This is a genomic window from Streptomyces sp. NRRL F-5126, from assembly GCF_000721265.1.
GTDB lineage: Bacteria > Actinomycetota > Actinomycetes > Streptomycetales > Streptomycetaceae > Streptomyces.
The window spans coordinates 85,363-108,734 of record NZ_JOFZ01000007.1 but is presented as its reverse complement, the minus strand read 5'-3'; the positions used below and the strand labels follow the sequence as shown (position 1 = coordinate 108,734).

General features: G+C 73.6%; 20 protein-coding genes. 9 read left to right on the top strand and 11 right to left on the bottom strand.

Annotation, left to right across the window (positions count from 1 at the left end; genetic code table 11):
- Positions 1–134: 134 nt before the first annotated feature.
- The 3 genes from IH48_RS0116715 (at position 135) to IH48_RS0116705 (ending at position 2,494) form a co-directional block, all read left to right on the top strand.
- Entirely contained in the window at positions 135–992 is an 858-nt protein-coding gene (locus tag IH48_RS0116715) for a class I SAM-dependent methyltransferase (protein ID WP_030904414.1), read from the top strand.
- 109 nt (positions 993–1,101) lie between these two features.
- Entirely contained in the window at positions 1,102–1,485 is a 384-nt protein-coding gene (locus tag IH48_RS0116710; protein WP_030904413.1) for a BlaI/MecI/CopY family transcriptional regulator, read from the top strand.
- A 4-nt stretch (positions 1,486–1,489) separates the two neighbouring features.
- Complete coding sequence (locus IH48_RS0116705; RefSeq protein WP_051839930.1) at positions 1,490–2,494, top strand: M56 family metallopeptidase; 1,005 nt, start codon at positions 1,490–1,492, stop codon at positions 2,492–2,494.
- Here IH48_RS0116705 and IH48_RS0116700 read toward each other — a convergent pair.
- On the bottom strand, positions 2,415–3,245 hold the full coding sequence (locus tag IH48_RS0116700; RefSeq protein WP_051840005.1) for a polyprenol monophosphomannose synthase: 831 nt from the start codon (positions 3,243–3,245) through the stop codon (positions 2,415–2,417). The two genes, IH48_RS0116705 and IH48_RS0116700, sit on opposite strands and share 80 nt — an antisense overlap.
- 229 nt (positions 3,246–3,474) lie before the next feature.
- Here IH48_RS0116700 and efeU point away from each other — a divergent pair, with 229 nt between their 5' ends.
- From efeU to IH48_RS0116685, 3 genes are all read left to right on the top strand, one after another.
- The gene (gene efeU / locus IH48_RS0116695) at positions 3,475–5,631 is read left to right on the top strand and encodes an iron uptake transporter permease EfeU (protein WP_030904410.1); all 2,157 of its coding nucleotides are present in this window, start codon (positions 3,475–3,477) and stop codon (positions 5,629–5,631) included.
- Between the two features lie 62 nt (positions 5,632–5,693).
- Positions 5,694–6,926, top strand: coding sequence for an iron uptake transporter deferrochelatase/peroxidase subunit (gene efeB, locus IH48_RS0116690; protein ID WP_030904409.1), 1,233 nt, complete (start codon positions 5,694–5,696; stop codon positions 6,924–6,926).
- 70 nt (positions 6,927–6,996) lie between these two features.
- Positions 6,997–8,376, top strand: a complete 1,380-nt coding sequence (locus IH48_RS0116685; protein WP_078849791.1) for a sensor histidine kinase — start codon at positions 6,997–6,999, stop codon at positions 8,374–8,376.
- Between the two features lie 152 nt (positions 8,377–8,528).
- Here the strand turns inward: IH48_RS0116685 and IH48_RS0116680 are convergent, their stop codons facing one another.
- A complete protein-coding gene (locus tag IH48_RS0116680; protein WP_037842360.1) occupies positions 8,529–9,254 on the bottom strand; it encodes a response regulator transcription factor in 726 nt (241 codons plus the stop codon).
- A 216-nt stretch (positions 9,255–9,470) separates the two neighbouring features.
- Between IH48_RS0116680 and IH48_RS0116675 the strand changes: the two genes are divergently transcribed.
- Together IH48_RS0116675 and IH48_RS0116670 are read left to right on the top strand one after the other, a co-directional pair.
- The gene (locus IH48_RS0116675) at positions 9,471–10,730 is read left to right on the top strand and encodes a CaiB/BaiF CoA transferase family protein (protein WP_030904406.1); all 1,260 of its coding nucleotides are present in this window, start codon (positions 9,471–9,473) and stop codon (positions 10,728–10,730) included.
- Positions 10,731–10,792: 62 nt separating this feature from the next.
- Positions 10,793–11,791, top strand: coding sequence for a bile acid:sodium symporter family protein (locus tag IH48_RS0116670; protein WP_030904405.1), 999 nt, complete (start codon positions 10,793–10,795; stop codon positions 11,789–11,791).
- Positions 11,792–12,161: 370 nt separating this feature from the next.
- Here IH48_RS0116670 and IH48_RS0116665 read toward each other — a convergent pair whose 3' ends face one another.
- Together IH48_RS0116665 and IH48_RS0116660 are read right to left on the bottom strand one after the other, a co-directional pair.
- On the bottom strand, positions 12,162–12,560 hold the full coding sequence (locus IH48_RS0116665; protein WP_030904404.1) for a VOC family protein: 399 nt from the start codon (positions 12,558–12,560) through the stop codon (positions 12,162–12,164).
- Between the two features lie 148 nt (positions 12,561–12,708).
- Positions 12,709–14,139: a dihydrolipoyl dehydrogenase family protein gene (locus tag IH48_RS0116660; RefSeq protein WP_030904403.1), complete on the bottom strand. Its 1,431-nt coding sequence runs from the start codon at positions 14,137–14,139 to the stop codon at positions 12,709–12,711.
- 128 nt (positions 14,140–14,267) lie between these two features.
- Here IH48_RS0116660 and trxA point away from each other — a divergent pair, with 128 nt between their 5' ends.
- A complete protein-coding gene (gene trxA, locus IH48_RS0116655; protein WP_030904402.1) occupies positions 14,268–14,654 on the top strand; it encodes a thioredoxin in 387 nt (128 codons plus the stop codon).
- Between the two features lie 64 nt (positions 14,655–14,718).
- Here trxA and IH48_RS0116650 read toward each other — a convergent pair whose 3' ends face one another.
- From IH48_RS0116650 to egtA, 7 genes are all read right to left on the bottom strand, one after another.
- On the bottom strand, positions 14,719–16,155 hold the full coding sequence (locus IH48_RS0116650; protein ID WP_030904399.1) for an aldehyde dehydrogenase family protein: 1,437 nt from the start codon (positions 16,153–16,155) through the stop codon (positions 14,719–14,721).
- Between the two features lie 44 nt (positions 16,156–16,199).
- Complete coding sequence (locus tag IH48_RS0116645) at positions 16,200–17,378, bottom strand: 4-hydroxybenzoate 3-monooxygenase (RefSeq protein ID WP_030904389.1); 1,179 nt, start codon at positions 17,376–17,378, stop codon at positions 16,200–16,202.
- Between the two features lie 18 nt (positions 17,379–17,396).
- A complete protein-coding gene (locus IH48_RS0116640) occupies positions 17,397–18,587 on the bottom strand; it encodes a thiolase family protein (RefSeq protein ID WP_030904388.1) in 1,191 nt (396 codons plus the stop codon).
- A 212-nt stretch (positions 18,588–18,799) separates the two neighbouring features.
- On the bottom strand, positions 18,800–19,771 hold the full coding sequence (gene egtD / locus IH48_RS0116635) for an L-histidine N(alpha)-methyltransferase (RefSeq protein ID WP_030904386.1): 972 nt from the start codon (positions 19,769–19,771) through the stop codon (positions 18,800–18,802).
- Complete coding sequence (gene egtC, locus IH48_RS0116630) at positions 19,768–20,523, bottom strand: ergothioneine biosynthesis protein EgtC (RefSeq protein ID WP_030904384.1); 756 nt, start codon at positions 20,521–20,523, stop codon at positions 19,768–19,770. The genes egtD and egtC overlap by 4 nt, the downstream gene beginning before the upstream one ends.
- Positions 20,523–21,896, bottom strand: a complete 1,374-nt coding sequence (gene egtB, locus IH48_RS0116625) for an ergothioneine biosynthesis protein EgtB (RefSeq protein WP_078849790.1) — start codon at positions 21,894–21,896, stop codon at positions 20,523–20,525. The genes egtC and egtB overlap by 1 nt, the downstream gene beginning before the upstream one ends.
- Entirely contained in the window at positions 21,896–23,167 is a 1,272-nt protein-coding gene (gene egtA, locus IH48_RS0116620; RefSeq protein ID WP_030904381.1) for an ergothioneine biosynthesis glutamate--cysteine ligase EgtA, read from the bottom strand. Before egtA ends, egtB begins: the two co-directional genes overlap by 1 nt.
- Positions 23,168–23,372 lie beyond the last annotated feature (205 nt).

Genomic DNA, 23,372 nt, shown 5'->3' with positions numbered 1-23,372 from the left:
TAGAAATGGACCACCGGGCGTTCCACGCAAGAGGGCCCGATCGAGCATGCGTATCGGGCAGCCCGAGAGGGCATTCGCTTGCCATATCAGCAAGAATTCGTGCGTTCTGGGCATCCCCTGCCTAGCGTGGCGGCATGACCCACACCCCGCACGAACACGGCCACGCAGGCGACCGGCACGCAATCGACCCGGACATTCAGGCCGAGGTCCTCGACCTGGACGCCGAGATCCTCGCCGGCCACATCGCCTCCCTCACCGGCTGGCTGCCCCTGTCGTCGAGTCCTCGGCAGATCGTCGACCTGGGCTGCGGAACGGGCGCCGGCACGTTCGCCCTGCTCGAACGCTGGCCCGAGGCCAACATCACCGCCGTCGACGCCTCGGCGGGCCATTTGCAGCGCCTGCGGGAGAAGGCGTGCGCCCTGGGAGTCGGCGATCGCGTGCGCACCGTCCAGGCCGACCTCGACGCGTCATGGCCCGACCTCGGTACGCCCGACCTGGTGTGGGCGTCGGCGTCCATGCACCACATGGCCGACCCCGACCGCACCCTGCGCCGGGTGCGCGACGCGCTCGCACCCGGCGGGCTGCTCGCCGTCGTGGAGCTCGCCGGTTTCCCCCGCTTCCTGCCGGAGGACGGCCCGAAAGAGCGGCCGGGCCTGGAGGAGCGCTGCCACGCGGCAAGCGAGCGGTACCACGCCGAGCACGTTCCGCACCGCGGCGCCGACTGGGGGCCGAAGCTGACCGCGGCCGGATTCTCCGTCGAGAAGGAGCGCACGATCACCGTGCACATCGCCGGGTCCCGGTCCCCGGCGATCGGCCGCTACGCCCTGATCAGCCTGGGGAGCATGCGCACCACCGTCGAGGGGGCGCTTTCGCCCGAGGACCTCGCCGCGCTCGATCGGCTCCTCGACGCCGAGAGCCCCGAGAGCGTCCTGCACCGCGGCGACCTCGCGGTACGCACCGAGCGCTCCGTGTGGGCCGCGCGACGCCCGTGACCCGCGGACCGTTTTCGTTTCCCACCGTCGACCGGCCTCTACAACCGGTAGTACTTTATTCGGAAGCCACGGCCGGGACATACGATCGCGGAAGACGGAGGTACGCGGTTTGGCTGAGGACGAGGTTCCACCGCACGGCAGGCGGGCGCGTGGACAGCTGGAGGGCGAGGTGCTCGCCGCGCTGTGGGCGGCGGGCGGGCCGGTGTCGGCTGCCACGGTGCGCGAGCAGATAACCGGTGACCCGGCATACACCACCGTGCTGACCATCCTGTCCAGGCTGTTCGACAAGGGCCTTGTGACCCGCGAACGCGTCGGCAGGGGCTACCACTACACGCCGGTGCGGGACGAGGCAGGGCACACCGCGGCCGGCATGCGGGCCCTGCTGGAGACCGGCGGCGACCGTGCGGCGGTGCTGGCCCGGTTCGTCTCGGAGCTCCCGCCGCAGGACGAACGACTGCTGGAACAACTGCTGCGCGGACACGCAGAGGACTGACACCTTGCGCATCGCCCTGTTCACGCCCTTCGCCGTCAGTGCCGTGCTGGCCCTCATGGCTCCCTCGGCGGCACGCAAACTTCGTCCGTTCCTCGCGTCGTGGCTGCTCGCGCTGGCCGCGGTCGTCGCGGGCGCGGGTTGGGCGGCGGCGCTCGGGATGCTCGGCTTCACGCTCATCGACAGGTTCCCCGACCTCGCCGCGGAGGGCGGCTGGTCGTCGGGCGAGCTGGCCGAGCACATGCCGGTCGGCTGGCCCGTGGCCGCCGTCTGCGCCCTGACCCTCGTCGCCTGCGCAGGCGCGCTGGCCGTCGCCGTGTACCGCAGGGGACGCCTGCTGCTCGTGGCCAGGCGCCACAGCCGGGCTCTCGCACCCGGCCGGGAGATCGAGGTCGTGGACGACGCCGAACCCGACGCGTACGCGCTGCCCGGGTCACCCGGCCGGATCGTCGTGACGTCGGGGATGCTGCGGGCGCTGGACAAGGACGAGCGCGGCGCCCTGATCGCGCACGAGCGGACGCACCTGCGCCACCGCCACCACGTCTTCCTGCTGGTGTTCCACCTGGCTGGGGCGGTCAACCCGCTACTGCGCCCCGTCGAGCGGGCGGGCGCTTTCGCGCTGGAGCGCTGGGCCGACGAGGAGGCCGCGGTCGCCGTCGGCGACAGGCCGCTCGTGGCCAGGGCCGTCGCCAGAGCGGCGCTCGCGGCGGGCCGCCGGCCGCGGCACGGCCTCGCCGTGACCGGAGGTCCCGTGCCGCAGCGCGTCCAGGCACTGCTGGCCCCGCCCCCGCCGTCCCGCCGGTACCTCGTGGTCGCCCACGTGGCGCTGATGGCCGTCTGCGGCATCAGCCTGATCCTGTCCGCCCAGGACATGGACCACCTCTTCGACATGGCGGCCCCGGGGCACCTCTCGGTGTCCACGCGCCACCACGTCACCGACCCGGACGGGCACCGCCTCTCGGACGGCGGCCGCCACGTCGCGGCCGCCGCGGGCCACCCGACCCGCGACTGACCCCGTCCTCCCGGCCGATTCGCCGGAGCGTCCCCCAGACCGCCACGCGCCACACCGCCTCCACGACGATGGCCCTGTTCATCTTGGACGCGCCGATCTCGCGCTCGACGAACGTGATGGGCACCTCGGTGATCGACGCGCCACGCGCCGACGCCCGCCGCAGCAGGTCGATCTGGAAGCAGTAGCCCTGCGACCTGATCGCGTCGAGCCCGAGCCCCGCCACCACGCGCGCCCTGAGTGCCCGGTAGCCGCCCGTCACATCGCGGTGGGGCAGGCCGAGCAGCCACCTGGAGTAGGCGCTGCCGCCGCGCGAGAGCCACTGCCTCGACCTGGGCCAGTTCACGACACTCCCGCCCTCGACCCAGCGCGATCCGAGTGCGACGTCGGCACCCGCGTCCAGGGCAGCGAGCAGGCGGGGCAGTTCCTCGGGCCGGTGGGAGCCGTCGGCGTCCATCTCGACCAGCACGTCGTACCCCCGCTCGATGCCCCACCAAAACCCTGCGACGTACGCGGCGCCGAGCCCCCGCTTGCCGGGACGGTGCAGCACGTGCACGCGCTCGTCCGACTCGGCGAGCTCGTCGGCGATCCTGCCCGTCCCGTCGGGGCTGCCGTCGTCCGCGATCAGGACGTCGGCACCGGGGACGGCCGCTCGCAACCGGGTGGTGACGGAAGTGATGTTCCCGGCCTCGTTGTACGTCGGGACCACGACCAGGATCCGATCGCCTTCCTCTCTCTCCGCACGCGTATGCATGGCCATCTCCTCGCACGGTCTCGGCACGCGGTCACCCGCTTCATTCTACGAGATGTAGTAGACGACGGAGTCGTTCCCGCAGAAGGGAACTTCACGTCGGCGGACGCCTGTGCGCCGAGGCGTCAAGGGAGGAGGAGCGCGACGGCGACCGGCCCGGCGGGCGCGTCGGGCGGCTCGAACATGTGGGCCGATGGCGACCGCCCTTAAGGCATGGCTTACCTTACCGACTATGACTTGGGCTGACGCGTTCCCCAATCTGCTGATCGGATTGCGGGAGGGACTCGAAGCGGGGCTGGTGGTCAGCATCCTGCTGGCCGCCCTTCGCCGCACCGCCGGCGAGGGCAAGCGGGTCTCCACCGCGCCGGTGTGGCTGGGCGTGGTCGGCGCGGTGGCCGTCGCGGCGAGCTTCGCGACCGTCCTGACCTTCTCCACCGACGTGCTCTCCAGCGCGGGCCAGGAGATCGTGGGCGGCACGCTCAGCGTCCTCGCCGTGGTGCTCGTGACCCTGATGGTCTTCTGGATGCGCAGGACCGCGGCGAGCCTGTCGGGGGATCTGCGCTCCAAGGTGGCCGCCGCCTCCCAGGTGGGGGCCGGCGCCCTCGCCGCCACGGCCTTCCTCGCCGTGGGCCGTGAGGGTCTCGAGACGACGCTGTTCCTGTGGACGGCGGCCAGGGCCTCGGGCGAGACGGTGTCCCCGCTGATCGGCGCGGGACTCGGGCTCGCGCTCGCCTGCCTGGCGTGCTGGCTGCTCTTCCGCCGGGCGATCCGCATCAACCTGGGCGCGTTCTTCTCCCGCACGGCGTTCGCGCTGCTGGTGATCACCGCGGGAGTGCTGGCGTACGGGCTCGGCGAACTGCAGAACGCCGGACTGCTCCCCGGCCACACATGGACGGCGTTCGACGTCAGCGGGACCGTCCCGACGAGTTCGTGGTGGGTCACGCTCATCACCGGCGTCACCGAACTGACGCCCCGCATGACGGTGCTCCAAGTCGTCGCGTGGGTGGTCTACCTGGGCATCACGCTCACCCTCTTCGTCCGCGCGACGCGGCCCGCCGCCGCGCGCCGCCCCTCCCCCGCACCCCGTACGGACGAGGCCGCACCCGGGTCTTCCGCGACGGCCGGGCATGCCCCGGCCGCCTCCGCGCCCGCCGCCGAGGACGGGGCCCGCGTCCCCGGCGCTCCCGCCAGGCCCGGCTTCCTGGCCGGCCGCAGCCCGTGGACGGTGGGCGCCGTGCTCGTCGTCGCGCCCGCCCTGGCCGCGACCGGGGTCGTCGTGTTCCTGCCCTCCGGCGGCAGCACGTCGAAGGGCACCAAGGTCACCGTCACCGCATCCGGCTGCGCGAGCGACTGGACCTCGGCCCGCGCGGGGACGCAGACGTTCCAGGTGGCCAACAAGTCGGGCCGGGCGGGCGAGATCAACCTGGACAACGCCTCGGGCGCCATCGTCGGCGAGATAGAGACGCTCGGCCCCGCCACCACGGGCACGATGACCGCCACGCTCGGCGCCGGCGCCTACACGTTCAAGTGCCTCATGTCGGGCAAGGGGACGACGAGTTCGCGCACCGTCACGGCGAGCGCGGTCGCCGGTTCCGGGTCGTCCGGCCCGGCCCCCGTCGCCGTGAAGCAGGTGTCCGTGGCCGACCTGAAGCCCGCGGCCGCCCAGTACCGCGCCTACGTCCGCCCGCAGCTCACCACCCTCGCGGGGCAGGTGGCGGCCGTCCGCGGCGACATCGCCCACCACCACCTGGACACCGCGCGCCGGGACTGGCTGCCCGCCCAGCTCACCTGGGACCGTATCGGGGCGGCCTACGGCAGCTTCGGCGACCTCGGGGACGCCGTGGACGGGCTGCCGCAGGGCCTGCCGGGCGGCGTCCACGACAAGGACTTCACCGGCCTGCACCGCGTCGAGTACGGGCTGTGGCACGGCGAGAGCGCCGCGAGCCTGCTCCCGGTCGCCGACCGGCTCGGCAAGGACGTGGCGACACTGCGCGAGAAGCTGCCGCAGCTCACGGTCGACCCTACTGACCTGCCCCTGCGCGCACACGAGATCCTGGAGGACGCCCTGCGCGACCGCCTCACCGGCGCGGCCGACCAGGGCTCGGGCGCCATGTACGCGGAGACCGAGGCCGACGTCGAGGGGACGCGCGTCGTCCTCGGCGAACTCGCCCCGCTGCTGCGGCCCCGCTCCCCCGGACTACTGCCGACCGCGAGCAAGCAGCTCGACGCGCTGGACAAGGCGCTGGAGGCCACGCGGCAGCACGGCGCCTGGCGGCCGTTCGACGACGTGCCGCTCGCGCAGCGCCAGCAGGTGGACGCCCGCATCGGCAGCGTGCTCGAAACCCTGGACGCCGTTCCCGACCTGCTGGAAGTACCGCTCTCCCGCTGACCCGCGGTGCGAGTACCACCCCCACGACTTCGACCCTCACGACCCGACCAAGGAGACCTGCCATGGGCGTCAGCCGACGCGCGTTCCTCCAAGGCGGTGCGGCCGGCGCGGCCGGCACCGCTCTGACCGGCGGACTTCTCGCCGCGGGCGCCCACGCCGACGACACGGGCACGGCGAGCGGCGGCCACACCCCGTCGTCGTACCCGTTCCACGGCGCGCACCAGGCAGGCGTCCTCACCCCTGCGCCGCCGCACCAGCAGCGCTCCTCCATGTTCGCGGCGTTCAACGTGACGGCCGCGGGCCGCGCGGACCTGGTCGACCTCATGCACACCCTCACGGAACGTGCCCGCTTTTTGACCTCCGGCGGCACACCGCCGAACCTCGGCATCGGACAGCCGCCGTCCGACAGCGACGTGCTGGGGCCCAGCGTCCCCGCCGACGGGCTCACCATGACCCTTTCGGTGGGGGCCGGGCTCTTCGACGACCGCTTCGGCCTGTCCGCCGCGAAGCCGCTGCACCTCGCCCCGATGCGGACGTTCCCCAATGACGCGCTGGAAACGCGCTGGACCCACGGCGACCTGCTGCTCCAGCTCTGCGCCAACAACGCCGACACCCTCCACCACGCGATCCGCGACCTCACCAAGCACACCCGCGGCGGCATGCAGCTGCGGTGGAAGATCGAGGGCTACGGCTCCCCGCCGCGCCCCTCGGGCACCCCGCGCAACCTCCTCGGCTTCAAGGACGGCACGGCCAACCCCACCCGCACGACAGCCGAAGACCTGGTGTGGGTGGACGACCCGGCCGAGCCGGCCTGGGCGCAGGGCGGCTCGTACCAGGTGGTCAGGCTGATCCGGATGCTGGTCGAGTTCTGGGACCGCGTCTCGATCAACGAGCAGGAGCGGATGTTCGGCCGCCGCCGCGACAGCGGCGCCCCGCTGGACGGCAACGTGGAGACCGACACCCCCGACTACGCGAAGGACCCCCACGGCAAGGTCATCCCCCTGGACTCCCACATCCGCCTGGCGAACCCGCGCACCCACCGCACGCGTGACCAGCGCCTGCTGCGCCGCTCGTACAACTACGACCTCGGCATGGACGAGAACGGCAACCTGCAGTGCGGGCACATCTTCGCCTGCTACCAGCAGGACCTGCACCGCCAGTTCGAGACCGTGCAGGAGCGGCTCGTCGACGAGCCGCTGGTCGACTACGTACAGCCGTTCGGCGGCGGGTACTTCTTCGTCCTGCCCGGCATCGGCGGCTCCAGGGACTGGTACGGGCGCCGGCTGCTCGCCTGAGGTGGCCGGTCACGCCGAGCCCATCGACTCCTACATTATGTAGTTGATTCGCTAGGCTGGCTCCGTGGCGATGACGTGCGGAAAGAGGGCGGCAGTCGGCACGGCGGGCTCGTACGCGCCTCCGGAGGGGCCGCGAGGGGACGGCAGTCCGCTGCGCCGCCGGGTGCTCGTATCGATCGTGGCCGTCGCGGCGTGCGCGGTCACCGTGCTCACCGTGCCGCTCGCCTGGTCGATGGACCGGCTCTACCGCGGCGGCGCCGTCGCCCGGCTGCAGCGGGACGCCGTGTGGCTCGCCGCGGGCCTACCCCGCGACGCCGCGTACGGGCCCGGCGCGGCCCACGCCGCCCACCGCCCTCCGGAGGCGGCGCGAGAGGCCCTCTACACGCCGGAGGGCCACCGGCTGAGCGGCAGCGGCCCCCCGTCCTCACGCGTGGCCGAGGCTGCGGGCGACGGCTCGCTGCACCAGGGCGTGGAGGGCAGCCACCTGGCCGTATCCGTGCCCGTCGCGCGCCACGGTGTCGTCACGGCCGTCGTGCGCGTGTGGACGCCGTGGGACTCGATCACCGATCGCAGGTCAGGCACCTGGCTCCTGCTCGCGGCCACCGGGGCGGCCATCGTCGGCCTCTCCGTCCTGCTCGCGGTGCACCTCGCGCGGCGGGTCGCCGTGCCGCTGGAGCGGCTGACCGAGACGGCGCGGGCCCTGGGCGCCGGCGACTTCACCATCCAGCCCGTGCGCAGCGGCATCCGGGAGGCGGACGCGGCCGGGCGCGCGCTGGCCTCGACCGCGCGCCGCCTCGGCGAGGTGCTCGAACGGGAGAGGTCGTTCAGCACCGCCGTCTCCCACCAACTGCGCACGCCCCTGACCGCGCTGGTCCTCGGCCTCGAAGCCGCACGAACGCTGGACGACCGCGGCAGGCGCAGGGCCCTTGACACCGCGCTGCGCCGCGCGGACCACCTGGGCGGGACCATCGACGACCTGCTGCGCCTGGCGCGCGAGACGCACGGGGGCGGTGAGCGTGTCGACGCGGCGGAGGTGCTTGAGCGCATCGCCCGGCGCAACCGGGACGCCGCGGCGGACGCGGGGCGCCGCCTCACCGTGCGGTGCGAGCCGGAACTGCCCCTGGCGCGTGCCTCGGTGGCTGCGACCGTGCAGGTGGTGCAGACGCTCGTGGACAATGCCCTGACCCATGGCCGCGGCGAGATCCGGCTGACCGCCATCGATGTGGGGGCGGGCGTCGCGATCGAGGTGGGTGACGACGGGCCGGGACCGGCGGCCGACGGCGACCAGGTCTTCGAGTCCACCGGCGATCCCGGCAGGCGGCACGGCATCGGCCTCGCACTCGCCCGCTCCCTCGCCGAGGCCGAGGGCGGCAGGCTGCTACTGCGAAGGGCGGGCCCGCGGCCGGTGTTCAGCCTGATGCTGCCCGCGGCCGACCCGGAGGCGCCGTGAGGCGGCCGCGCCGGCCGAAGGACCACGGCACCAACCGCCCGGGCCAAGCCGTGGCGTGCCGGGCCGTTGCGAGCGGGCCCGGCGGGCCGCGCGAACCCCCGTAAGTCGCACCGCAGGGCACAACCGGACCACGGCACCGACCGCTTCGGGCGTCAGCGGGCGGCCGGGCCGTCGGTGACCGCCGCGCGGGCCGTGTCGTAGCGGTACCCCTTGCCGCGCACCGTCACGATGCGCCGGGACCCGTCCGGGTCTGCGTCCGCGAGCTTGCGCCGTACGGCGCACACGTGCACGTCCAGTGTCTTCGTGGAGCCGAACCAGTGCTCGTCCCACACGTCTGCCATCAGCCGCTCCCGGCTGACGACCGCCCCGGCCGCCCTCGCCAGAACCACCAGAAGATCGAACTCCTTGGGGCGCAGGGCCACTTCGACGCCCTCCACGGTCACGCGCCTGGCCTGCGTGTCGATGCTGGTGGAGCCGACCCGGATCACCGGCGGGCCCGAGGTCGCGGCCCGCCTGCGCAGGTGGGCGCGCAGGCGTGCGAGGAGCTCCGTCAGCCTGAACGGCTTGGTCAGGTAGTCGTCGGCTCCCGCGTCGAGGGCGACCACCACCTCGAACTCCCGTGTGCGGGCGGTGAGTACGACGATGACGCTCTCCACGGGCAGGAAGGCCCGCAGCCTGCGGCAGAGCGCGACGCCATCCATGTCGGGCAGCCCGAGGTCGAGCAGCACCAGATCGGGCGCCCGCCGCAGGGCCGCCTGCGCGGCCAGCGCCCCCGTACCCACGCACGCCACCCCGAACCCGTGGCCGGTCAGCGCCTGCTCCAGCTCGGAGGCGATGTCCGCGTCGTCCTCCACGATCAACAACTCCGCGAGTGCCATGCCGCCCATTACACAGGCGGTACGCCGCCCGTACCGGCTCATCGTCGCTTCACACCCGGGAAGGTGAAGATCCGTTAACCCGCGCGGGAGGCAGCGCTCATCCCCGGGCACTTAGGTTCGCGGCACACGGTCCCACCGGCGGCCCGGTGTGACGCCGCGAGCGCCGCGTCACACCACACCGCCCGACCGCCGCCACGTACACCCGGGAGTCCTTTCATGCCTGACGCAGTGACCAGCGGGCAGGGCCCGCTCGACGGCCGGCTCGTCCTCGACCTCTCGCACGCACTCGCGGGGCCGCACGCCGCGATGATGCTGGGCGACCTCGGCGCACGTGTGATCAAGGTCGAGGCGCCCGGCGGTGACGAGACCCGCGGCTGGGGGCCTCCGTTCGTCTCGCCGCCGTCCGGCGGGGCGGTGGAGACCGAGTCCACCTACTTCCTCGCCTGCAACCGCAACAAGGAGTCCGTGGCCGCCGACCTGAGGAGCCCGGAGGGCAGGGCGCTCGTGCGCCGCCTCGTGCGGCGCGCGGACGTGCTGGTCGAGAACTTCCGGCCCGGAACCCTGGACCGCCTCGGCTACGGGGCCGAACGGCTGCACCTGCTCAATCCCGGGCTTGTGATCCTCTCCATCAGCGGGTTCGGCCACGGCGGTCCGCACGGGGACCGCCCGGGTTACGACCAGATCGCCCAGGGCGAGGCGGGGCTGATGAGCCTCACGGGCGAGCCGGGCGCTCCCACGAAGTGCGGTGTGCCGATCGCGGACCTGCTCGCGGGCATCTTCGGGGTCAGCGGCGTGCTGGCGGCTCTGCTGGACCGCGCTCGCACGGGCCGCGGGCGAGTGGTGCGCACATCGCTCCTGTCGGCCATGATCGGGGTGCACAGCTTCCAGGGGACCCGCTGGACCGTCGCGGGGCAGGTGCCGGAGGCCACCGGCAACCAGCATCCGTCGATCGCCCCCTACGGGCTCTTCCGCTGCGCGGACGGGGCGATCCAGATCGCCGCGGGGAGCGAGAAGTTGTGGCAGGCGGTCGCGTCCGTCACCGGTCTCGCGGCCGACGATCCCCGGTACGCCACCAACGCCGACCGGGTCGGGCGGCGCGCCGAACTGGCCGCCGAACTCGAGGGCGTGCTGCGGTGGGCGCCCGCCGAGCCGGCGGGTGTGGTGCGGCGGCCACCCGCCGATGTGTGGCTCGAACGGCTCGCGGAGGCCGGCGTGCCGGCGGGACGGGTCCGCACGATCGACGAGGTCTACGCCTGGGAGCAGACCAGGCAGCAGGGGCTCGCGGTCCGGGTCGAGCACGCCACGCTCGGGCCCATCACGCTGCCGGGTATGCCGTGGCGGTTCGACGGCGGCGGCAGGACCCGTCATCTGCCGCCGCCCACACTCGGCCAGCACAACGACTCGGTGCGGTCCTGGCTCGACGAGACCGACGACGGGACGAGAGCCGGCGCGGCCGACGCGGTGCGGGTGCCGTGACGCGGCCCGGGCTCCCCGCGCGCCCTGCGCGCGAGGACGGCCCCGGCCGGCGCGCGGGCCGTGTGCCGTTGCGCGTGGACCCGTACGTCGCCGCCCTGCTCGCAGCGGTGCTGTGCGCCACGCTGTGGCCGGTGCGCGGTACGGCGGCGACGGTGGCGGGCGGTGTGACGGACACGGCCGTCGGCCTGGTGTTCTTCCTGTACGGCACGCGGCTGAGCACCGCCGAGGCGGTGGCCGGGCTGCGCCACTGGCGGCTGCACCTGGCCATCGTGGCGAGCACGTTCGTGATGTTCCCGCTGGCCGGTGTGGCCGGGCGGCTGCTGGTGCCCGCGGTGCTCGGCCCGCAGCTCTACACGGGGTTCCTCTTCCTGTGCCTGGTGCCCTCGACGGTGCAGTCGTCGATCGCGTTCACGTCGATCGCCGGCGGCAACGTCTCCGCCGCCGTGTGCGCCGGCACCTACTCCAGCCTCCTCGGGATGGTCGCCACCCCGGCACTCGCGGCGCTGCTCATCGGCGGTCAGGCACCGTTCTCGCCCGGGCGGGTCGCGGGGCTGTGCACACAGATCGTCCTGCCGTTCCTGCTGGGCCAGTTGGCTCGCGGCCGGATCGGCGCGGCCGTCGCCCGCCACAGACGGGGGCTGGGCCGCGTCGACCGCGGGGCCGTGCTCCTGGTCGTGTACAACGCGTTCTCCGCGGGCGTCGTGGGCGGTGTGTGGGAGCGGGTGCCGATCGCGCGGCTGCTGCTGCTCGCCGTGGTGGAGGCGTCCTTGCTGGCAGCCGCGCTCGGGACGACGTCGCTGCTCGGGCGGGTGCTCGGCTTCCCGCGCGAGGACCGGATCACGGTGGTGTTCGCGGGCTCGAAGAAGAGCCTGGTCAACGGGGTTCCGATGGCCGCCGTGCTGTTCGGCCCCGGCGCGGGCCCGGCCGTGGTGCCGCTCATGATGTTCCACCAGATGCAGCTGGTGGTGTGCTCGGTCATCGCCGGGCGGTGGGCACGTACGGGCGCGGGGCCCCGCGAGGCGGCGGCCGTAGGGACCGGCGCACCCGCGGCGCGCCGCTGACGTGCCGCCCCCGGAGTCACACCGGGGTGACTCCGGCACAGCAAGGGTGCCTTCCTCCGCCCGCACGGGACGCGTCATGGGCGGGGCCGCGCAGGAAGGAAGCAGATCACCGTGGTGGGCGCTCGCGGTGCTCTGCTGCGGACAGATGATGATCGTCATCGACCAGAGCACACGTGATCCCGTTCGGCGGGCTGCTCCTGCAATGGTGTCGCGCGCTTCAGTGCCGCGTCACCGCTGTGCGGCTTCGCCGGCAGCGAGACGGGGCTGATCGCCCGCGTCCTCGGCATGGTCGCGACGATGTTCAGCCACCGCACGAGCAGGCACGCGGCCGAGGCCGGCACCGGATCCTCGCGGCAGGCCCCGACCGGCCCTAGCGGGCGAACCTCTCGATGGCCTCAGGGGTGACCGGGGTGAAGAGGTTGACCAGGTTGCCGTCCGGGTCGCGGAACAGCAGTGCGCGGTTCCCCCAGGGCATCGTGGTGGGCTCCTTGACGAACTCCTCGACGAAGCCCGCCAGGTCGCGGTGGGCGCTGTCCACGTCCTCGACGAAGAACTCGATGATGACGCTGCGGTTGGCGGCCGGCTCGGCGCTGCCCGGTGCGAACAGCGGGACGGTGCGGGTCGAGCCGATGGCGAGCGTGGCCGAGTCGGTGACGAGTTCGGCGAAGTCCTCGGTGTACCGGTTCGCCCGTACGCCGGTGACGCGCTCGTAGAAGTCGGCGAGCCGGGCGACGTCGGCGGTGATGATGCGGGTCGATGCGAAGTTCATTGGTCTGCTCCGTGCGTCTGAAGTGGTCGTGTGACCTCACGCTATGACCGGTAGAGGACAGAATCCGCCCGGTATTGCATGACAGATCTCCGCACGGATTTCCGCACCGCGCGGAGCACACCCGCGCGGTGCGGTGCCGTGCGCGGCGTCAGCCGCGGTACGCCTCGAGCAGGCGCAGCCAGACCTCGCTGATCGTCGGGTACGGCGGGACCGCGTGCCACAGGCGGTCGATCGGGACCTCACCGGCCACCGCGACGGCCGCCGACTGCAGCAGCTCGCCCGCTCCGGGGCCGGCGAACGTCACGCCCACCACGATCTCGCGGTCCAGGTCGACGATCATGCGCGCGCGGCCGGTGTACCCGTCGGCGTACAGCGCGGCGCCCGCGACCGCGCCCATGTCCTGGTCAACCGCCCGCACCCGCAGCCCGGCGCGCTCGGCCTGTTCCAGGGTGGGGCCGACGGTGGCGACCTCCGGGTCGGTGAAGACCACCTGCGTGACGGCGGCGTGGTCGGCGGTGGCCGCGTGCATGCCCCACCGGTCGGTCTCCAGCAGCGGGACGCCCTGCGCACGCGCCGCGATGGCGTCGCCCGCCACGCGCGCCTGGTACTTGCCCTGGTGGGTCATGAGCGCGCGGTGGTTGATGTCGCCCACCGCGTACAGCCAGTCGTGCCCGTCGACGCGCAGGGTGTCGTCCACGTCCAGCCACTGCCCCGGCGTCAGCCCGACGCTCTCCAGACCGATGTCCTCGCTGCGCGGGGCGCGGCCGGTGGCGAAGAGGACCTCGTCCGCCTCGATGCGCTCGCCGGTCTCCAGGACGACGGTGACCGGGCCCTCCGCGCCGTCGCGTTCGACGGACGCGGCGGACGAGTTGGTCCGCACGACGGCCCCGGCCTCGGTGAGCGCGTCGGCGACGAGTTCGCCGGCGAACGGCTCCATGCCGGGCAGCGGCCTGCCGCCCCGGATCAGCAGGGTGACCTTCGAGCCGAGCGCCTGGTAGGCCGTGGCCATCTCGCTGCCGACGACGCCGGCTCCGACGATGACGAGGCGGCCGGGCACGCGGGGAGAGCTCGTCGCCTCCCGGCTCGTCCAGACGCCGGCACCCGCGACGCCCGGCAGGCCGGGCACGGCGGCCCTGCTGCCGGTGCAGACGGCGACGGCGTGGCGCGCGGTGAGGATGACCTCGCGGCCCTCGGGCGTGGTGACGCCGACCCGCTTCGTGCCCGCCAGCCTGCCGTGGCCCCGGTGGAGGTCGGCGCCGATGCCGTTCACCCACTCGACCTGGCCGTCGTCCTTCCAGTTCGAGGTGAACGCGTCCCGGTTGGCCAGCACGGCGGGGACGTCGAGCGGTCCCTGCACGGCCGCTCGCAGGCCCGGGATCTTGCGGGCGTCGGCCCGTGCGATCACCGGCCTCAGCAGCGCCTTGCTCGGCATGCAGGCCCAGTACGAGCACTCCCCGCCCACCAGTTCACTCTCCACGATCGCCACGCTGAGGCCGGCGGCCCGCGCACGGTCCGCCACGTTCTCCCCGACCGGTCCCGCACCCACCACGACGACGTCGTACTCCATTGCTTGCGTCATGCGCTCAGTCTGCTGGGCGTACGGCGGCATGGCCAGACGATCAGGGGGAAGGGGCGGCAGGAATACGCCCTCGGCGCACACCGTTGTCCGAAGCGGCTGAACCGGAAACAGGAAGAGGTAATCAGGCCATGGCCACGATGGAACTCACGAAGGAGAACTTCGACCAGACAGTGTCGGAGAACAACTTCCTTCTGATCGACTTCTGGGCTTCCTGGTGCGGTCCCTGCCGCCAGTTCGCCCCGGTCTACGAGAAGGCCTCCGAGCGCCACGAGGACCTCGTCTTCGCGAAGGTCGACACGGAGGCCCAGCAGGAGCTCGCGGCCGCGTTCGACATCAGCTCCATCCCGACCCTGATGATCGTGCGCGACAACGTCGCGGTCTTCGCCCAGCCGGGAGCCCTGCCGGAGGCGGCGCTGGAGGACGTGATCGGCCAGGCCAGGGCGCTGGACATGGACGAGGTCCGCAAGTCCATCGCCGAGGCGGAGGCCAAGGAGAAGACCGAGACCGCCGAGTGATCGCCGCCTGAACCACCCACCACCGCGGGGCGGTGGCCGCTTCGGGACGAGCCCGGCCGCGCTTTCAGAACGGATGCGCGGCCGGGCTTTCGCGTACCGTCGTCCAGCGCAGCTCGGTGAACGCCTCCAGGTTGGCGTCGCCGCCGAAGCGCGCCCCCGTGCCGGATGCGGCCACGCCGCCGAAGGGAGCCGTCGCCTCGTCGTTCACGGTCTGGTCGTTGATGTGGGCGATCCCGGTCGGGATGCGGTCGGCGAGCGCCAGCCCGCGCGCCGTGTCACGGGTGACGACGCCGAGCGAGAGCCCGTAAGCGGAGTCGGCGGCGAGCGCCGCCGCCTCGTCCAGGCTGGTGAACGGGCGTACGGGCGCGACGGGCCCGAACACCTCCTCGGCGTAGGCGGGCGTGCGGTCGCCGGCTCCGGCGATGACGGTGGGCCGGTAGAACAGCTCCTCATAGGTGCCGCCGGTCACGAGGCGCGCGCCGCCGGCCGTGCTCGACTCCACCAGGCCGTGCACCTTGACGCGCTGGCCCGCGTCGATGAGCGGGCCCAGGTGGACCTGGTCGCGGTACGGGTCGCCGACGGCGAGGGAGTCCGCCTTGGCCGCGAGCGCCTCGACGTAGGCGTCGTAGAGCGAGGCGTGCACGAGGTGGCGGCCCGTCGTCATGCAGATCTGGCCCTGGTGGAAGTACGAGCCCCAGCTGCCCTGGGCGACGGCCGCCTCGACGTCGGCGTCCTCGAGCACGACGAGCGCGGAGTTCCCGCCCAGCTCCAGGTGGGCGCGTTTGAGCAGCCGCCCCGCGCTCTCGCCGACGGCCCGCCCCGCTGCCGTGGATCCCGTGAAGGACAGGACGGGCACCGACGCGTCGGCGACGAGGGCCTGGCCGACCGCGGCGCCGCCCGGCACGACGTGCAGGAGCTCCTCCGGCAGCCCCGCGGCCGCGAAGACCGCGGCGAGGGCGAGGCCGCCGCAGACAGCGGTGCGCGGGTCGGGCTTGAGGACGACCGCGTTGCCGAGCGCGAGCGCGGGGGCGACCGACCTGATGGAGAGGATCAGCGGGGCGTTGAAGGGCGCGATCACCCCGACCGTGCCCGCCGGCACCCGGCGGGTGAAGGAGCGCCGCTGCTCCTCGCCCGCGAGGACCTGACCTGTGGGGCGCGTGGCGAGCGCGGCGGCCTCGTAGCACTCCTGAGCGGCCACGTGCAGTTCGAAGTCGGCCTTGCCGGGGACGGAGCCCGACTCCCTGACCAGCCATGTACGCAGCTCCTGTGCGTGCGCGGCGAACAGGTCGCCGGCCTTGCGCAGCACGGCCGCCCGCAGGAAACCGGGGGTCCTCGCCCAGTCGCGGCGCGCCTTGTCCGCTGCGCGCGCGGCGGCCGCCACGTCGGTCGGCGCCGCCAGGGAGACGGTCGCGAGCGTCTCGCCCGTGGCGGGCTCCACCACGGGCATGTCGCCGCCCGTCAGGGGCACGGGCTGCCAGGTGTTCGGGTCGAGCAGGGTCACGGCGCTCTCCTTGGCTGGCGGGTCGGTGGTGCGGCGGAGCGGGTTCACTCGAGGGGCAGGCCGGTGTAGAGAGCGGCGAGTTCGGCGGAGGCGTCGCGCGAGGCCGCGATGCGGTGCAGGCGGGCCAGTTCGATGCGCCGGTCGAAGCCGCTCTGCCCTTCGGGCACGTGGAGCATCGTCGTCATGTCGTACGAGAAGCGCGTGGCCTGCCAGACGCGGTGAAGCGCGGTGGCCGGGTAGGCGTCGAGCAGGCGCATGGAGCCGGTGCGGTGCAACTCCTCGAAGGCGCGGGCGAGCAGCCGTACGTCGGAGACGGCGAGGTTGAGCCCCTTCGCCCCGGTCGGCGGCACGATGTGCGCGGCGTCCCCGGCGAGCAGCAGGCGTCCGTACCTCATGGGCTCGCCGACGAAGCTGCGCATGGGCGTGACGCTCTTGGCCGTCACGGCGCCGCGCCGCAGCCGCCAGGACGGGTCGGAGCCGCAAGCGAGGCGCGTGTCGAGCTCGTCCCAGATCCGCTCGTCGGACCAGTCGCCCGGGTCGGTGCCATGGGGCACCTGGAGGTAGAGCCGGGAGACGGTGGGCGAGCGCATGCTCAGGAGGGCGAAGCCTCTCTCGCCGCGTGCGTAGACGAGTTCGTCGCTCGACGGGGCGGCGTCGGCGAGGATGCCGAGCCACGAGAACGGGTAGTCCCGTTCGTGCGTGGTGCGCAGGGCCGCCGGTATCGCGGCGCGCGCCACGCCGTGGAAGCCGTCGCACCCCGCGACCCAGTCGCACTCCAGCACCGCTTCGCGGCCGTCCTGCCGGTAGCGGACGCTGGGACGATCGCCGTCCGCGCCCTCGACGGCGAGGGCCTCGGCGCCGAACAGCAGCGGTGGCCCGTCGGCGAGTTGCAGGGCCACGAGGTCCTTGACGATCTCGGTCTGCGCGTAGACCGTCACGCTGCGGCCCGCGAGCGCGGCGAAGTCGACACGGTGGGACACCCCGTCGAAGCGCAACTCGACGCCGTGGTGTTCGAGGCCCTCCGTGTCCAGCCTCGCCCCGGCGCCGGCCTCGCGCAGCGCGTCGACGGTGCCCTGCTCCAGCAGTCCCGCACGCTGCCGCGCCTCGATGTAGGCGCGATCGCGGTTCTCCAGGACGACGCAGTCGACGCCCGCGAGGTGCAGGCGCCGGGCCAGCAGCAGCCCGGCCGGGCCCGCGCCGATGATTCCCACGGTGGTGCGCATGGTCCGCGGCCCCTTCGCTCAGCGCTCGAGGACGAGGGCGAGGCCCTGGCCCACGCCGATGCACAGGGCGGCGAGCCCGGTGCCCGAACCGGCCGCCGCGAGCTGGTGGGCGACGGAGCCTGCGATGCGTGCCCCCGACGCGCCCAGTGGGTGGCCGATGGCGATGGCGCCGCCGCGCGGGTTGACGATCGCCGGGTCGAGTTCGGGCCACTCGGCGAGGCAGCCGAGCGACTGGGCGGCGAACGCCTCGTTGAGTTCGAACGTGGTCAGGTCGGCGAACGTGCTGCCCGCGCGCGCCAGGGCGCGGTGCACGGCCTCGACGGGTCCGAGCCCGAAGAGGTTGGGCTCGACGCCGGTGACGGCGGACGTCCTGATCCTGGCCAGCGGCTCGCGGCCGGTCTCGCGCAGCCCGTCCTCGTCCACGAGGAGCAGCGCGGCCGCGCCGTCGTTGAGCGGCGAGGAGTTGCCGGCGGTGACGCGCCCGGTGCCGTCGGTGCGGAACGAGGGCTTCAGCTTGGCGAGTGCCTCCATGGACGTGGAGTCCCGGACGGACTCGTCGCGCGCGAGGTCGGTGCCGGGGTACGGCACGACCTCGCCGTCGTACAGCCCGGCGCTCCACGCGTCGGCGGCCTTGCGGTGGCTGTCCAGGGCGAACGCGTCCTGCTGCTCGCGGGTGATGGCGTGCTTGTCGGCGATCTGCTCGGCGCTCTCCCCGAGGGCCACGGTCCACTCGGGGGGCATCGCCGGGTTCGTCATGCGCCAGCCGAGCGTGGTCGACCAGAGCTGCTGGTGGCCCGCGGGGAAGGCACGCTCCGGCTTCTGCACCACCCAGGGGGCGCGGCTCATCGACTCGACGCCGCCGGCGAGGACCACGGACGCGTCGCCGAGCGCGACGGCGCGCGCGGCCTGGATGACGGCTTCGAGGCCCGAGCCGCACAGCCGGTTGACGGTGACGCCCGGCACGGACACCGGGAGTCCCGCGAGAAGCGCGGCCATCCTGGCGACGTTCCTGTTGTCCTCCCCCGCGCCGTTCGCGTCGCCGAGCACGACATCGTCGATCCGCGCCGGGTCGAGGGCCGGGGTGCGGTCCACGAGCGCCTTCACCACGTGGGCGGCGAGGTCGTCGGGGCGCACGCGGGCGAGGCCGCCCCCGAACCTGCCCACCTGGGTTCGTACGGCGTCGACGACATAGACATCGCGCAGGCTCATGGATCTCGGCTCTCTCCCGCCACCGGGGTCGGCGCGCTCGGTTGTGCGCTGTGCGAACACTCGTTCACAACGTGGCTCGACGAGTCTCCGCCCGGACGCCGCGCGGTGTCAACGCCGTGCGGAGGCCCGCCGGCGACGGCTGCCTCGCGCCGACGCGCGAGAGCCGGCCTCGCCCGGATGGGCGATGCCGGCTCCGTGTCCGCGGTGACGGGTCAGACGGCCGTCGCCAGGCAGAGCGCGAAGCGGCCCGCCTCGTCCGTCCACCGGCGCGCCGGGGTGAACCCGGCCGCGGTCAGCTCGGCGTCGACGCCCTCGGGGCGGAACTTCGCCGAGATCTCCGTGCGCATCTCCTCCCCCGGCTCGAAGTGGGCGACGAGATCGAGCTCGGGCACCTTGACCGTGAGGGCGCGCCGGGCACGCAGCCGCATCTCGATCCACTCGTTCTCGCGGTCCCACAGGGCCACGTGGTCGAAGTCGCGCGGGTCGAAGTCGGCGCCGAGCTCGCGGTCGACGACGGCCAGCACGTTCTTGTTGAACTCGGCGGTCACGCCGGATTCGTCGTCGTAGGCGCGCACGAGCACCGCCTCGTCCTTCACGAGGTCCGTGCCGAGCAGCAGCGTGTCGCCCACCGCGAGCAGCGCGCGGACCGCGGTGAGGAAGCGGGCGCGCTCGGCGGGCAGCAGGTTGCCGATGGTGCCGCCGAGGAACGCCACGAGCCGCGGCCCCTCGGTCGGCGGCAGCTCGACGCTCCGGGTGAAGTCGGCGATGAGGGCGTGCACGCGCAAGTCCGGGCGGTCGGCGAGGAGCGCCTCGGCGGCCCCGGTCAGCGCGCTCTCGCTCACGTCGACCGGCACGTAGTCGCGCAGCCCGTTCGCCCCGGTCAGCGCGTCGAGCAGGTGGCGGGTCTTCTCGGACGATCCGGAGCCGAGTTCGACGAGCGTGCGGGCGCCGGTGGCCCGGGCGATCTCGGCGGCTCGGCCCGCGAGGATCTCCCGCTCCGCGCGGGTCGGATAGTACTCGGGCAGCCGGGTGATCTCCTCGAAGAGTTCGCTGCCGCGCGCGTCGTAGAACCACTTGGGCGGCAGGGACTTGGGGGTCGCGGTCAGGCCGGCGCGCACGTCGGCGCGCAGCGCCGCTCCTGTGGCGTCCTCGGGCAGGGTCCGGGTCACGGTGTAAGGGCTCACGCGGGTGGCTCCTTGAGGGGGGTGAGCGTCACGTCGGCGCGGGTCGCCACGAGGAGGGTGTGGTCGGGGACCTCGCGCCAGCGGGGGTCGTCGTCGTAGGGCTCCGAGGCCACCACCGCGCGGTGGCCGGGCTCGTGCAGGTACCAGAGGGTGTCGCCCCACGCCGTCGCGGCAACGGCCGCGCCGTCGGTGAGCAGCAGGTTGAGGCGGGAGGACGGCGCGGCCCCGGCCACGTCGCGGACAGTGTCGGCCAGTGCCTGGCCGAGCGCGTCGCCTGCCCGCAGGCGGTGCAGGGCCAGCGCCCAGACCAGCGCGGAGTCGCTGCCCGCGGCGAGGCCGAGCAGTTCCTGCGCAGGCAGCGTGAGGGCGAGCGGCGCGAGGCTGTCCGGCCACTCCCCCACCGCGCCGTTGTGGCTGAACAGCCAGGGTCCTGCGGCGAACGGCGCGGCCGCGGCCTCACCGTCGGCGCCCGGCACGGTGGCGTCGCGCACGGCCGCGAGCAGGGCGCCCGTGCGCACCACACGGGCGAGGTCGGCGAAGCCGAGGTCGGCCCAGATCGGCCCGGCGCGCCGGTAGCGGGCGGGCACGGGGTCGTCCTGCGCGTACCAGCCGACACCGAAGCCGTCGGCGTTGACCGTGCCGTGGAGCTGGTGCCTGGGCGCCCAGGACTGGGTGTACAGGGAGTGCTCCGGGGCGACGAGCACGTCGCCGAGCGGCACGGTCGGCCCGAGGCGGGCAAGGTGGCGGCACATCAGGCGTCCCGGGCAGTGCGGAAGCCGGAGAATATCTGCCGGCGCACCGGCAGGTCCCAGTTGCGGAACGTGCCGCGGCAGGCGACCGCGTCGACCGCGAAGGAGCCGCCGCGCAGCACCTTGTAGTCGCCGCCGAAGAACACCTGCGAGTACTCCGGGTACGGGAAGACCCGGAAGCCCGGGTAGGGCAGGAAGTCGCTCGACGTCCACTCCCAGACGTCGCCGATGAGCTGCCGCACGCCGAGCGGCGAGGCGCCGGCCGGGTAGCTGCCCGCGCGGGCGGGCCTGAGGTGGCGCTGGCCCAGGTTGGCGTGTTCCGGCGCCGGGTCCGCGTCGCCCCACGGGTAGCGGCGGGTCTCGCCGGTGGCGGGGTCGTGGCGTGCGGCCTTCTCCCACTCCTCCTCGGTCGGCAGGCGCCGGCCGGCCCACCGGGCGTAGGCGTCGGCCTCGTACCAGCTGACGTGCAGCACCGGCTCGTCGTCGGGTACGGGCTCGACGCTGCCGAAGCGGCGGCGCAGCCAGCCGCCGCCGTCGCGCCGCCAGAACAGCGGGGCGCCGATGGAGTGCTCGCGGATCTGCGCCCAGCCGCGCGGCGCCCACCAGCGCTCGTCCTCGTAGCCGCCGTCCTCGACGAACGCGCGGTAGGCACCGTTGGTGACGGGCACGGTGTCGATGTGGAAGGCGGGCACGAGCCGCTGGTGCGCGGGGCGCTCGTTGTCGAGTGCCCACGGCTCCGTGGAGGTGCCCATGGTGAAGGGGCCGGCGGGCACGAGCACCTCGGTGGGGAGCGCGGTGGCGCCGCCCGTGTCGCGGGCGGGCGGTTCGGGCGCGTGCAGGACGGCCGGGCCCCTGCGGAGCTGGTGCGTGATGAGCATGGTCTCGTCGTGCTGCTGCTCGTGCTGCGCGATCATGCCGTAGGCGAACCCCGCGTCGAGCAGGGGCGTCCCGTCGTGCAGCGGCGTGCGCTCGATGACGTCGAGTACGCGGTCGCGGATGTCGGCGGCGTAGGCGCGCGCCTCGGCGGGCGGCAGCAGCGGCAGCGTGGGGCGTTCGGAGCGCGGGTGCTCGAAGGCGTCGTAGATGGAGTCGATGTCGGGGCGCACCGCGTCCCGGCCGCCCACGGTGCGCAGCAGCCACTGCTCCTCCTGGTTGCCGATGTGGGCGAGGTCCCACACGAGCGGCGACATGAGGGGCGAGTGCTGTGCGGTGAGGTCCTGCTCGTCGACGCAGGACGTCAGCAGTGCGGTGCGGTCGCGGGCCCTGGTGAGCGTGGCCACGGCGCGGTCGCGCAGCGCCGCGGCGCCCTGTTCCTGAGCGGCCCGTGCGGTGGCGCCATGAGCGCTCTTCGGCTTCTCGGCGGGTCGGTCGGTCATCAGCGGAGGTCCTTCTCGGGTTCGGGGACGCGCACGTCGTCGGCGGGACATCGCCCGCGCAGGACGTAGCGGTCGGTGAAGTCGGCGACGGCGTCCTGGACGGCCCGCGCGACGCCGATGCGCGGCAGGGCCTCAAGGGCGGTCGTGAAGCAGGCGGCGGCCGTCGTGCGCAGTTCCGGGTCTGCCATGCCGTGGCGCGCGGCGTTCAGCCAGAGGAGGTTGCCGGGCGGGGGCAGCGGCCCGGCCGTCTCGGCGAGCGGCTTGACGGCGCGGTAGACGGTCTCCGCCGCCTCCGGGTCGTCGAACAGCGCCGTGGTCACGGCGAGGGGCACGATCCAGCCGTTGTCGCCCGGCTGGGCGTCGATCATCCGCAGCTCCAGGTGGCCGCGCGGCCTGACCGGCGGGAACAGCGTGGTGATGTGGTATTCGAGGTCGGACCTGTCCGGTGGGCGCGGCAGTCCGCGCCTGATCCAGTCGCGGAAGGTCAGCCCTTCCGGCACGTCCCAGGGGCCGTCGGGCGCCCTGACGCACATGACGGGCGCGTCCAGGGCGTAGGCCGTCCAGGCGACGCGGGGGTCGCGGCCGCCCGCGGGGGCGGTGGTGCGCCCGGGGTCGAGTTTCGTCCACACTGCCTGGCGGGTGGAGCGCCAGCCGGTGGCGCGGCCGCGCCGCATCGGCGAGTTCGCGAACGCGGCGACGAGGACGGCGCCCAGCAGGTGGGCGAGGTGCCAGCGGCGCCCGTGGCCGAGCGGCCCGGGCTCCTCGTGGCCCGCGTCGAGGCAGATCTGCACGGAGGCGGTGGTGCGCATCATGTCGCGGCCCGTGGTGCCGGATCTGTCGAAGTACGCCTCCATCGCGTCGTAGCGGGGAGCGTGGAGGATGCGGTCGGGATGGTGCCAGGGGTCCTGGCCGTATCCTGCGAGCGCGAGGCCGGCATCGCGCAGATGTGCGCGTACGGCGTGGAGGTCCGCGCCGACGGTGGATATGCATTCCGTCAGGGACGCGGCGGGCGGCGAGCTGAGCTCCAGCTGGCCGCCGGGTTCGAAGGTGAGTGCGGAAGCGAGCGGTACTGCCCGCAGCTGCTCGAACGCGGTTGCGCGGCGGTGGGCCGGTACCGGTCGTTCGGGGTCGTGACGGTCGTGAACGAGCCATTCCAGTTCTACCCCCACGGTGCGGGGCGGGCCCGTCTTGAAGCAGATGCCGTCGAGCAGCGCTTCCGCTTCCTCCTCGGTGAGCGCACCGCGCCCACCTGCGACGTCGTCGGGTGACATGGCCGGGTCCTCCTGTCGAGGCCGAAGTGGCGCCGGCCCGGTCGGGGCCAAGCGCTCCGGTCCAACCTAAGGCCACTCGTTTCCGCTCGCACAAGAGTGCCCTTGGCGGGGTCACGGAAACGTCAGAAAATCGACGGTGGACGGCAGGGTTCCGGCGGCTTCGACGTCAGGGGCGTCACCCGTGCACCCGGCACGCGCACCTCGC

Coding starts and splice junctions, on each gene's coding strand:
- IH48_RS0116715 (WP_030904414.1), top strand. CDS start 135: ATGACCCACACCCCGCACGAACACGGCCACGCAGGCGACCGGCACGCA.
- IH48_RS0116700 (WP_051840005.1), bottom strand. CDS start 3,245: ATGCATACGCGTGCGGAGAGAGAGGAAGGCGATCGGATCCTGGTCGTG.
- efeU (WP_030904410.1), top strand. CDS start 3,475: ATGACTTGGGCTGACGCGTTCCCCAATCTGCTGATCGGATTGCGGGAG.
- efeB (WP_030904409.1), top strand. CDS start 5,694: ATGGGCGTCAGCCGACGCGCGTTCCTCCAAGGCGGTGCGGCCGGCGCG.
- IH48_RS0116685 (WP_078849791.1), top strand. CDS start 6,997: ATGACGTGCGGAAAGAGGGCGGCAGTCGGCACGGCGGGCTCGTACGCG.
- IH48_RS0116680 (WP_037842360.1), bottom strand. CDS start 9,254: ATGGCACTCGCGGAGTTGTTGATCGTGGAGGACGACGCGGACATCGCC.
- IH48_RS0116675 (WP_030904406.1), top strand. CDS start 9,471: ATGCCTGACGCAGTGACCAGCGGGCAGGGCCCGCTCGACGGCCGGCTC.
- IH48_RS0116665 (WP_030904404.1), bottom strand. CDS start 12,560: ATGAACTTCGCATCGACCCGCATCATCACCGCCGACGTCGCCCGGCTC.
- IH48_RS0116660 (WP_030904403.1), bottom strand. CDS start 14,139: ATGACGCAAGCAATGGAGTACGACGTCGTCGTGGTGGGTGCGGGACCG.
- trxA (WP_030904402.1), top strand. CDS start 14,268: ATGGCCACGATGGAACTCACGAAGGAGAACTTCGACCAGACAGTGTCG.
- IH48_RS0116645 (WP_030904389.1), bottom strand. CDS start 17,378: ATGCGCACCACCGTGGGAATCATCGGCGCGGGCCCGGCCGGGCTGCTG.
- IH48_RS0116640 (WP_030904388.1), bottom strand. CDS start 18,587: ATGAGCCTGCGCGATGTCTATGTCGTCGACGCCGTACGAACCCAGGTG.
- egtC (WP_030904384.1), bottom strand. CDS start 20,523: ATGTGCCGCCACCTTGCCCGCCTCGGGCCGACCGTGCCGCTCGGCGAC.
- egtB (WP_078849790.1), bottom strand. CDS start 21,896: ATGACCGACCGACCCGCCGAGAAGCCGAAGAGCGCTCATGGCGCCACC.
- egtA (WP_030904381.1), bottom strand. CDS start 23,167: ATGTCACCCGACGACGTCGCAGGTGGGCGCGGTGCGCTCACCGAGGAG.